The sequence below is a fragment of the Varibaculum sp. genome, assembly GCF_008661855.1.
GTDB classification, from domain to species: domain Bacteria; phylum Actinomycetota; class Actinomycetes; order Actinomycetales; family Actinomycetaceae; genus Varibaculum; species Varibaculum timonense_A.
On the sequence record NZ_RPZY01000055.1, the window covers coordinates 63905 to 73722 of the forward strand.

16 protein-coding genes are annotated in these 9818 nt (G+C 49.5%); 3 read left to right on the forward strand and 13 right to left on the reverse strand.

Annotated elements, in window-relative coordinates; genetic code table 11:
* Positions 1-2: 2 nt before the first annotated feature.
* From rplR to QZT94_RS07090, 8 genes are all read right to left on the reverse strand, one after another.
* Complete coding sequence (gene rplR, locus QZT94_RS07055; protein ID WP_072510302.1) at positions 3-374, reverse strand: 50S ribosomal protein L18; 372 nt, start codon at positions 372-374, stop codon at positions 3-5.
* The gene (gene rplF / locus QZT94_RS07060; protein ID WP_072510303.1) at positions 375-911 is read right to left on the reverse strand and encodes a 50S ribosomal protein L6; all 537 of its coding nucleotides are present in this window, start codon (positions 909-911) and stop codon (positions 375-377) included. It lies immediately after the preceding gene.
* Positions 912-926: 15 nt separating this feature from the next.
* Positions 927-1325, reverse strand: a complete 399-nt coding sequence (rpsH, locus tag QZT94_RS07065) for a 30S ribosomal protein S8 (protein WP_270626566.1) — start codon at positions 1323-1325, stop codon at positions 927-929.
* A gap of 60 nt (positions 1326-1385) precedes the next feature.
* The gene (locus QZT94_RS07070; RefSeq protein WP_072510305.1) at positions 1386-1571 is read right to left on the reverse strand and encodes a type Z 30S ribosomal protein S14; all 186 of its coding nucleotides are present in this window, start codon (positions 1569-1571) and stop codon (positions 1386-1388) included.
* On the reverse strand, positions 1571-2137 hold the full coding sequence (gene rplE, locus QZT94_RS07075) for a 50S ribosomal protein L5 (protein WP_072510306.1): 567 nt from the start codon (positions 2135-2137) through the stop codon (positions 1571-1573). Before rplE ends, QZT94_RS07070 begins: the two co-directional genes overlap by 1 nt.
* Positions 2137-2556 carry a 50S ribosomal protein L24 gene (gene rplX, locus QZT94_RS07080; RefSeq protein WP_072510307.1) on the reverse strand — a complete coding sequence of 140 codons (420 nt, stop codon included), beginning with the start codon at positions 2554-2556 and terminating at the stop codon, positions 2137-2139. The genes rplE and rplX overlap by 1 nt, the downstream gene beginning before the upstream one ends.
* Positions 2556-2924 (reverse strand): 50S ribosomal protein L14, encoded by a 369-nt coding sequence (gene rplN, locus QZT94_RS07085; protein WP_024059755.1) that lies wholly within the window; start codon positions 2922-2924, stop codon positions 2556-2558. Before rplN ends, rplX begins: the two co-directional genes overlap by 1 nt.
* Positions 2925-3152: 228 nt before the next feature.
* A complete protein-coding gene (locus QZT94_RS07090; RefSeq protein ID WP_296773320.1) occupies positions 3153-3338 on the reverse strand; it encodes a hypothetical protein in 186 nt (61 codons plus the stop codon).
* Positions 3339-3637: 299 nt separating this feature from the next.
* On the opposite strand from QZT94_RS07090, the gene QZT94_RS07095 reads away from it, so the two are divergent.
* Both QZT94_RS07095 and QZT94_RS07100 read left to right on the forward strand, forming a co-directional pair.
* On the forward strand, positions 3638-3826 hold the full coding sequence (locus tag QZT94_RS07095) for a hypothetical protein (RefSeq protein WP_270626560.1): 189 nt from the start codon (positions 3638-3640) through the stop codon (positions 3824-3826).
* Between the two features lie 49 nt (positions 3827-3875).
* A complete protein-coding gene (locus tag QZT94_RS07100; protein ID WP_296760849.1) occupies positions 3876-4124 on the forward strand; it encodes a hypothetical protein in 249 nt (82 codons plus the stop codon).
* Positions 4125-4148: 24 nt separating this feature from the next.
* Here QZT94_RS07100 and QZT94_RS07105 read toward each other — a convergent pair whose 3' ends face one another.
* Genes QZT94_RS07105 through QZT94_RS07120 form a run of 4 tightly spaced genes read right to left on the reverse strand, consistent with a single transcriptional unit; the run spans position 4149 to position 5238 of the window.
* On the reverse strand, positions 4149-4433 hold the full coding sequence (locus tag QZT94_RS07105; RefSeq protein ID WP_270626557.1) for a hypothetical protein: 285 nt from the start codon (positions 4431-4433) through the stop codon (positions 4149-4151).
* A 6-nt stretch (positions 4434-4439) separates the two neighbouring features.
* Positions 4440-4679, reverse strand: coding sequence for a hypothetical protein (locus QZT94_RS07110; protein WP_270626555.1), 240 nt, complete (start codon positions 4677-4679; stop codon positions 4440-4442).
* Between the two features lie 24 nt (positions 4680-4703).
* Positions 4704-4967 (reverse strand): Txe/YoeB family addiction module toxin, encoded by a 264-nt coding sequence (locus tag QZT94_RS07115; RefSeq protein WP_296760851.1) that lies wholly within the window; start codon positions 4965-4967, stop codon positions 4704-4706.
* A gap of 4 nt (positions 4968-4971) precedes the next feature.
* A complete protein-coding gene (locus QZT94_RS07120; RefSeq protein WP_024059767.1) occupies positions 4972-5238 on the reverse strand; it encodes a type II toxin-antitoxin system RelB/DinJ family antitoxin in 267 nt (88 codons plus the stop codon).
* Positions 5239-5526: 288 nt separating this feature from the next.
* On the opposite strand from QZT94_RS07120, the gene QZT94_RS07125 reads away from it, so the two are divergent.
* Positions 5527-5709: a hypothetical protein gene (locus tag QZT94_RS07125; protein ID WP_296760853.1), complete on the forward strand. Its 183-nt coding sequence runs from the start codon at positions 5527-5529 to the stop codon at positions 5707-5709.
* Positions 5710-5740: 31 nt separating this feature from the next.
* On the opposite strand, the gene QZT94_RS07130 is transcribed toward QZT94_RS07125, so the two are convergent.
* The gene (locus tag QZT94_RS07130) at positions 5741-9730 is read right to left on the reverse strand and encodes a ZmpA/ZmpB/ZmpC family metallo-endopeptidase (protein ID WP_296760855.1); all 3990 of its coding nucleotides are present in this window, start codon (positions 9728-9730) and stop codon (positions 5741-5743) included.
* Positions 9731-9818 lie beyond the last annotated feature (88 nt).

The following is a 9818-nucleotide window of genomic DNA, read 5'->3' on the forward strand; positions in this document are numbered from 1 at the left end:
CTCTACAGCTTCAGACCGCCATCGCGGGCACCTTCAGCCACCGCGGCGACGCGACCATGATACTTGTTGCCACCGCGATCAAACACGACAGCCGTGATGCCTGCCTCTAGGGCACGCTTGGCGATACGTTCACCTACCAGGCGAGCCGCATCTACTTTCTTCATCTTTTCGCCTCGCTGCTCCGCTTCCAGAGTGGAAGCTGAAACCAAGGTGTGCCCCAAATCGTCATTGACAACCTGAGCAACCATGTGGCGGTTAGACCGAGTAACCACCAGACGAGGGCGCTGCTCCGTACCATATACGCGTTTACGAACCCGAATATGGCGGCGCTTGCGAGCGACGAATTTGCCTTTACCTTTAGGGGTATATGACATTTACTTACCCGCCTTTCCGGCCTTGCGACGAACGAATTCGCCCTTGTAACGAATACCTTTGCCCTTATAGGGTTCCGGAGGACGAATCTTACGGATCTTCGCGGCGGTCTCGCCAACTAGTTCCTTGCTAATGCCGGAAATAGTGAACGACAAGGCGCTATTCACCTTAAATTCGATTCCTTCGGGAGCTTTAAACGGTACCGGGTGCGAGAACCCTAGCTGCAGCTCAATATCGCTACCGCGAGTCAATACGCGGTAACCGGTCCCCACGATTTCCATTTCTTTGGTGAAACCGTTAGTTACGCCCTCAATCATGTTGGAAATCAAAGAGCGGGTAAGACCGTGCAAAGAGCGAGCCTGGCGAGTTTCTTCTACCCGATCAACCAGGATTTTACCGTCCTCTTCACGAATGGTGAGCGCACCGGTAAAAGTACGTTCCAGCTGACCTTTAGGTCCTTTAACTGAAACATTCAAGCCATCGATTTTTACTTCCACACCTGCCGGTAGGGAAATCGGAGTCTTGCCAATACGTGACATTCCTAGTTCCCTCCCTTACCAGATGTAGGCGAGAACTTCCCCGCCTACGCCTTTGTCTTGTGCCTGACGGTCAGTCATAAGGCCAGAGGAGGTGGACAAAATTGCCACCCCAAGGCCTCCCATGACCTTCGGCAACTGAGTGGATTTTGCGTATTTACGCAGACCCGGCTTGGAAACCCGCTTGCAACCGGTGATTGCCCGTTCGCGCTTGCTTCCGTATTTCAGGGTCAAAGTGAGAGTCTTGCCCACACGGGCATCGGTGACTTCACTCTTGGCTATATAGCCCTCATTTTCTAGAATCTTTGCGATTCCCGCCTTCATTTTTGATGAAGGCATAGACACAGTGTCCAAATGCGCCGCATTGGCGTTACGCAGACGTGTAAGCATATCTGCGATGGGATCTGTCATTGTCATTTTGGGGTTCTAACCCTTCCTCGCTGCGGTTTCTGTTTCAGACCTGCAACGTAGTAGTTTTTACCAACTGCTCTTAGTTACGCCCGGCAGTTCGCCCCGCAGAGCGAGCTCACGCAGGCAAACACGGCAAAGTCCAAACTTGCGATACACCGAATGGGGGCGTCCGCAGCGGTTGCACCGTGTGTATCCGCGTACTTTGAACTTCGGCTTACGATTCGCTTTATTCTTCAGCGCCGTTTTCGCCATTAACGTTCCTCCTTAAACGGGAAGCCTAGTAACTTTAGCAGTGCTCGACCTTCTTCATCACTGTTAGCAGTGGTAACCACAGTGATATCCATACCACGTACACGATCAATCGAGTCCTGATCAATCTCGTGGAACATGGCCTGTTCGGTCAAGCCGAAAGTGTAGTTACCGTGACCATCAAACTGTTTGGGGCTTAGCCCCCTAAAGTCACGGATACGCGGCAGCGCGGTAGAAACCAAACGGTCTACGAACTCCCACATCCGATCGCCACGAATAGTAACGTGAGCGCCGATTGGCTGACCGGCACGCAGCTTGAACTGGGCGATAGATTTACGTGCCTTAGTGACAACCGGTTTTTGTCCGGTAATCGCGGTCAGGTCGCGAATCGCGCCCTCCATTAGTTTGGAGTCATGGGAGGCATCGCCTACACCCATGTTTACGACAACTTTTGCCAGACCTGGAATCTGGTTCACGTTTTCGTATTCAAACTTGTCTTTCAAAGAATTACGGATTTCTTCCTGGTAACGCACTTTTAGGCGCGGAACTAGAGTCTTTTCTTCAGCCATTAGATGTCCTCCCCAGAACGCTTCGCGTAACGTACCCGAACGGTACGCAGCCGTCCTCCGCGTTCTGCCTGTTCCTCACGGAAGCCAACCCGGGTAGGCTTCTTGGTCTTGGGATCAACTAGCGCCACATTAGAGATGTGAATCGGAGCTTCCCGGTATTCGATACCGCCGGTTGCCTGTCCCTGCTGGTTCTGACCTGCGCGAGTGTGGTGAGTGCGGATATTAACCCCCTCGACCAGTACGCGGTCACTGGAACGGTATACCTCAAGTACCCGCCCCTGCTTGCCTTTATCCCCTGGTTTGAGGGCGGGCAAACCTTTTTCAGCGCGGCGCTCGTTGCGCTTAGCTAGTTTTTTCTCGTCACTGGTACGGCCAGCAATAACCTCTACCAGATCGCCCTTCTTAATTTTCGCTCCCATTACAGCACCTCCGGAGCCAGCGAGATAATGCGCATGAACTTCTTGTCGCGAAGTTCACGCCCGATCGGCCCGAAAATACGGGTTCCGCGCGGTTCACCACTGGGCTGGATAATAACTGCGGCGTTTTCATCAAAGCGGATGTAGGAACCATCCTGGCGGCGACGCTCTTTACGAGTGCGCACGATTACCGCTTTAACAACTTCGCCTTTCTTGACATTGCCGCCGGGGATAGCGTCTTTAACAGTGGCAACAATGGTGTCACCGATACCTGCAAAACGCCGCCCGGAGCCGCCCAACACGCGAATACAAAGTAGTTCCTTTGCACCCGTGTTGTCAGCGACCTTTAGTCGCGACTCTTGTTGAATCATCGTGTTCTCCTAAAATCGGGATGCAACACACCCCTTAGGTTGTTTCTTCCTGTTGCCCGGCTATGCCGGCTCCCCAGGTAACCGCGAAAGTGGCAGACTCAAAATGCTCTGCTTTTGCAGCGCACAGGTCTCTGCCGCGGCATTCCAGGGCGGAATGCAACTCTCTTAGTTTAGTTTAGAATCGCAGGTAAATGAAAGTTAGCTCCCCTATTTATGCTGTAAGTTTCCTCACCCACAGACTTCCGGCTCGTTGCCGCGTTTATAAAAGAGCCCGCGGCGAGAAAAGTTGGGGGTAAAGATTGCTGCGTCCCATCTTTCCCGATGCCGGGAAATAGCGGATTGCTTTTTGCTAGGCACTGTTTCCACGGTCGCTAGCTGGTAGCGATATTCGCGTCCGGAAATATAAGTAAACACCACTTTGGAACCGTCTGGCAGATTTTTGAAAGACGCAAACTGCTGGTTGCCGGCGCTATCGGCAATCGCCAGATTCCCGCACTAAAGCCATCGACACCGTCTCCGAAGACCAAATCGTCGGCAAAGCCATGCTAATCGTCTCGCCCCCTATCCCACTTCAGCTAAGTCCGTTAGGGTGTTGCGCGGGGATTAGCCTTTTCCGTCCTCATACCAAGAGTAAATACGCATAAAACTAACAGTAACCCCTGGTAGGCACTATAATTAGTTCGGCAGTATCCATCGGGAAATGGGGATAAGTCATGCAGCTAACCAGACGCAGAAACGTTACCAGAGCCATCCATTCTGCCGAGCTCGAAGGCCAGGCAGTATCCTCTGATTTCATCGATGATGCCAACGAATATATTAAGGAAACTATAAACGCTGACGAATTGGTTGAACGTACTAAGAATCGGATTATGAAAAGAGAGTCAGTGAGCCCAACCAAGTGATAGATGCAAACCACCAACGCCCTGGTCAGAGATTTAGGTACCAGAAAATATGCCTCCACAAGACCAAGAACCCCATCCGGAACACGGTCAGGAAGATCAGCTGACCCCGTACGCTGAGGTCGCGAACTACCCTACCCCGGCAGAAGCTGCGATAGCATTCGCTGACGCTGCGATGAATCTTGCCGATATGCCGGTGACTGACCCTAGAACCCGCGACCTAGTGCGTCAGGTAGCCGAACAATCCCTCAGCGCCGATGAAGCCGTAAAAATTGGTTTATCCGAGATTTTTAACAAGTAACATTATTCGCGGCAGGGATGAGCATTATGCTCGGGCAAGTGATTTGGCAAGCGTAATGCGAACCAGTTCACTGGTAGTGAGTTGCTGCTCTCTTGCTGTCGCAATCAACGCTCTTTTCATGGCTACCGGAATTTTTACCGATAGAGTTTCACTCCCCTCGCTGCTTAAAGAGCGGGGAGAGCCGTGGATGACCTGACTCAGATTTCTTTCGCCTTCCGGAAATGTTCCTTGTGCGTAACCCCGCTCCCAATCATTTAGCTTCTCATCGGTTATTATTTGTCCGTCTATGGCAGCAAAAGCGCTCATCATTGTTCCTTACATCCCTAGTTCTTTAAGAAAGGCTTTGGTAGGAGGGGTCATAGCATGAAATATTCGCCACCTACCTTGGGAGCCAGCATATATACGCTCATGACCCAGGCTCCAATTCTCTGTTTCATATTCCTGAGCGCGCTGTTCAATTTCAGCGTCAGAGAGTTCAAACTCGTTCATCAGTTCGTCAATCGAGGCCGGTGAAGTCTCTGTGGGAATGAACTCAGATTCTCTGTCCTGTTGCATGCTGATTTCCTCACTCCAAGAATCTTATTTATCGCGATAATGAGAGCCGCACTGCCAAATTTCGAGTTGAGAGTTCTTGATTCTGAATACGATTCTATTTTTGTCATCAATGCGGACACTCCAGTAACCCGATAAATCACCCTTAAGCGGTTCCGGCTTTCCGATGGAGTCGTATCCGTTACGCTTAATATCCGTGATAAGCCGATTTATCCGACGTAATGTCTTTTTGTCGCGAGTCTGCCAGGTGAGGTAATCCTCCCAGCCTTCCTCGCTCCACACGATTTGCATGATTTTATTCTTCTATCAGATCGTGCGGAACAAGCTGCTTTCTACCTGCTTCGACCTCGTCAATCGCTTTCTTGAGGCGGGAAAGATTCTCTTCAGAGTAAAAGGGGTCAGCCGAAACCTCAAACGGTATCCGGCGCTCACGACCAACTTTTTTTGCAAAAATCGTGAACGCTGCACTCATTGAAAGCCCGAGTTCCCGGCAGGCGCTTTCCATCAGACGTTTATCGTCTGCCTTAAGTTTGAAATTGACGTTAACGGTGTTGGTAGTCATCTGTATTCACCCCTTTCTCTAAACTATTCTAAGCATAAATAAATAAATGAACAAGAGGTTTACTGTACTATTTATGGTATTTTTATATACCAAATCAGAATTGTGATAAATCTTAGGAATTGGAAAACCGCGTCACCGCTGAATCGCGACCAGGCAAGGAAGATTACGAGGTCTGGACGAAAGGTCAGATAAAATCGGGCATCAGCCCAAAATCGGTAATCGTCAGAACCAAACAACTATCGCCGGGAGAGACAAGGAGCGCTCTTAAAGCAATAGAAAGGAATAAAAATGAAAATCTCCGTTAAGGCAACTCCATGGGAGAACGGTTGGGAATTAGAAATAGCACCTGACCAATACACTCAGGTTGAAAAACTAGCTGACGCGAAAAAGCAAGTTATTGACTACCTGGACACCCTAGACCCCACCCAAGACCACTCGGATTGGGGAATTCACCTTTCACCTAAGGAATAAACTCCCCAATCCTGAAGCGCAGCGCGGCTGCTTACCGCCTGTGCACAGATTTGCGTCTACGGCTAAGCAGGAACGCGCCAGCGGTGCTGAGGGAAGCGAGAAGCGCTAACGCGGCCAGACCCACAGAACCGGTATTAGATAATGCCGGTTTCTTCCCTGCCGTTGCCGGAGCGCTCTGACCCGGTTTAGGCGAGGAAGCACCCTCACCCGCAGGTTTAGTTTCCGGTTTACCGGTACCAGGGTTAGGGGTGGTTCCAGGCATATCTCCACCTGGTTTCGTACCAGGTTCAGTCGGATCGGTACCTGGTTGCTCGTCAGCCTTTACTATCACTTTCACCGTAATTTCTTCACTGCTGCCATCTTCATAAGTAACGGTGACCACTGCCGAAAGCTCTCCTGCTTCCTCGGTACTGGGCGCATTCCCTTTCCACGCAAACTTGACTTTAGTTAAATCGGTTGGAGCCTGCCCTTTAAACGTAATTACCTTACTTAGTTCCGGCAGTTTCTCACCTTTTTTAACCGTGATTGGATCGGCTTGTGGAGTATAGACATCTTTATCGGGAACAGTCTCAGCTGGACCCAAATCTTCCCAGCAGAAGTCGCCCGAGTCCTTCGCTACCCCAAAGTTGTGGGCGCTAGTGTTATTTTCGAAAACATAGCCGTCTTTAGTCTTAGCTATCAGCTCTTTTGCTTGGTTGATTTCCCAAGTGACCTGCTGGGTATCGTTTGGTTTAATCCAAGTTGCATTCGGCTCTGTTTTCCCATTAGCCATCCATTTATTGCAAGGATCGTTCACCTCAGGGGTCTGCGGAATCTTTACCTTGGTCAAGGGTTTAGCATTAACGCTAATATCCACGGTGATTTCTTCACTGCTGCCATCTGCATAAGTAACAGTGATGGTTCCCCTGATATTACCGACTTTGTCCGTGCTAGGTGTCGGCGCTTTCCAAGCGAACTTCACTTTATCTAAATCGGTAGGCATCTGACCGGGAGTATCCGGGAATTTAACCACGTCTTTAAGCTGCGGAAGAGCATCTCCCACGGTTAGGGAAATCGGGTCAGCGAACGGGTGGTACCGGTCTTTGTCACTCACGCGGGTAAACTTAAATTCCCACGAGGACGTAGCGGAGGGTTTAAGGCTATAACCATCCTTTGCCCTGGCGGTTACGATAACCGTCACCGGAGCATTTACATCAGCCTGATTGGGACTGACATTTACTGTTCCGGTCACTACTTTCCCGTCAACCAGGTATTCAACGCCCTCTACCTCAGGTAAGGTGTAGCTGCCGATATATTCATTCCCGCCCTGAGCAAAGTCGTCATCTACACTGCTGGGGGCTTTCGGGATCACATAGGCAGTAAAAGTCCAGGTACCCGTGACGGTTTCGTCTTTAGCTATATTCGTGATTGTCTTAGGTTCCCAGCCCTTGAAGTCATAAATCCCCTTATCGGTCACCACCTGCTTCTTCCCGGGTTGGGACAGGGTCACTGTGCTACCAGCAGCAATATCGGATTGCGGGGTTGGTAGCAGCTTTTTCACGTCCTCGGGGAGGGCGTCGAAATCGTTAAAGCGGTAACTGACCGTGTAGGTCTTGGGTGCGTCTTTATAGATGTTGGTAGCAAACTGATTGGTGTTAGTTTTATACGCTAAGAAAATTGTGCTCTTTAACCGTTCCACCTTTGTTTGCGTGGGCAGTTTGTTGTACCAGCCAGATGGCTGCAGACGATTATTTTTAAGGTCGTCCTCCACAGCAGCATCCATCAGCTCTTTAAGTTGAGCGTAGGTGGTGATCTGCTGGGTCTTTCCCTCCCAATCAATAGTGATTGGTTTTAGGTTATCTTTCTTAGCGATCCGCTCGGCATATTGAGCTTTTTTGAAATCCGCCATAGTGCGGTATTTACCGCCACTCACCTTTGAAATAATCACGTCGTCGCTAAACTGAGTATTTTGCGCAACGTTGTCTGGTTTTAGCTGATTAGACAGGTAGGGAACCATACCCTCGTAGTAGCCGTATGCCGAAAGCATTTCCCAGCTTAGGCGCTTAGTGTGGATATCTCCGCTCATACCGTTAGGATTATGGGGTGCTCCATAAATCGGGGTAAACAGGGGAATCGCATAGTAGCCGTTATATTTAGCGGTACCGGTTACTTTCTTCCCATCAACCATGAGTCGATAGGCAACCGCATTCATATCTACCAGGTCATTGATTGTTTTAAGATTCTTAGCCTCATCGACACTGATATTTTCAAACTTTTCATCTTTCTTTTCATCTTTGCCGGACAAGGTGGCTTTATTGAATAGCTTTGCTTTGGTGGCATCGTCTTTGGATAAAGCTACCTCAGCTTCTAAATAATCCAGGGTATAGATTAAATCCATCTGGTTGCCGTAATAGGTTTTCAAATCATCGGCTGTCTGGAAACGATCAGGGGTTTTATTGCCGTAAGGGTTTTGATCGCTGCGATCAAAAATCTGGTTGAGGTCGAAGTTTGCCCCTTTATCAGTGGGATCGTTCTGATGCCAAGGCTCGAACACACCCCGAGTAATCAGTTCGGCACTCGCCCCGGAGCGCTGACCATATCCGGCAAAATGAACTTGATTCGCCATTTGGTGCGTGTGTTCGTGAGCATAGGTGGTCAGCCCGCGATCATCTAGACCATTGGCTAACCAGTAGTGAATCTGCCCGCTATTAATGTCGGCCACTCCATCTGCCTGCGTGAAAGTAAAATAGTAGCCTAACGGGGTCATAAACTCTTTAACTCCGCTGGCAACCCCAGCACCCTGTTTAGGCGACCACCGTTTTGCAGCAGAAGTCTCATTCGGATTCTTAATCTGCTGGTTGTCCCATACGCGGCGGTTACCCACAAGTTGTGCGCGTTGTTTATCCTCTTTTGCTAGGCGATACCAAAAATCCAAATAGTCGGCTTGACGTTCAGCGGCGTATTCAACCTTGTTGTCAAAAGCCTCTAGTTCTTTCCTATAGGCATCTGGATTAGCATCTTTGAGTGCTCGATTTACATAGGTGTCGGTCAGACCGTACATGATGGACTCCACTGTCGAAGCCACATACAGAGAGTTTTCTGACACGTTCAATAGGGCAAGTAGCTCTGCCTGACCGTTGGGTTCCCCCTTGAGCTTGTCGAATACCCGATAGGGAGCAGTTGGGTTTTCTTTCGACTTCTTTTCATAAATTACTGCTTTAGAGGTTTTCCAAAACCAATCAGCAGGGTTTTTACCGGTCTTGGCTACCTGGTCATTTAGGAAAGTCCCTAAATCGGTTTGGTCAGCTATCTTCCCACCTAAAACATCTTTAAACAGTTTAGGAGTAGACAACATTTTGCGCTGGTCGGCGCTCTGCTGCCCAATAGCTTTGACTATATCCAGGGGAGCGTATTCTTTCCCGAAAGCATTATTTTGCGTCATCAGCTGGCGAGCAACCGTAGCGCCCTCTTTTATGTTGAAACCATAGTTACGTTGCAGATAGGCAGCGCCAATCAGGAAACCAGCAGTATCGTTTTTAATCGCGTTTACATAGTAGGTGACGTCTTTATTCTTCCCCGCAGCAGCTACCTGGGAATCTGCTTTTATCATTAGCGGGAGGATTGTTGGCAAATCCTTTTTGATTTGGTTGAATGCGCCCTCCATATCGGAAGCGAGTAAGTACTCTTCTTGGAGCGCCTGGAGTACTACCTCATCCGGGACATCGTTAAGGGTAGGGTACTTATCTTTATTGTCCTTCCAAATCTCTGTCTTTTTACCAAGCTTTTCAGCCAATGTAAAACGGGTCTTTGCAAGTTTGTCCCTGATGGCTTTATCGCGAAAACCAACTTTCTGGAGGTCAGCGAGAACCTGATCTACCACTTGCTGAACCTGTTGCTCTCCTAAAGCGTCTGCGGCATAAGCACGGGAGACAGCCACCGAACCCGCAATGGTGAGCGTTAAGGCGGTTGCTAAGGCTAAAGCCAATAGTTTAGATAGGCTCTGCGCGAGTTTTCCACGGAATGGAACAGAATAATCCCTCATAATTCCCCACTGCTGTTCGACGCAATATTTTCAACCAATAAAGACTTTTGTATTTACTTACGCAAGTATCCCCTAGCGACCTTGGGTG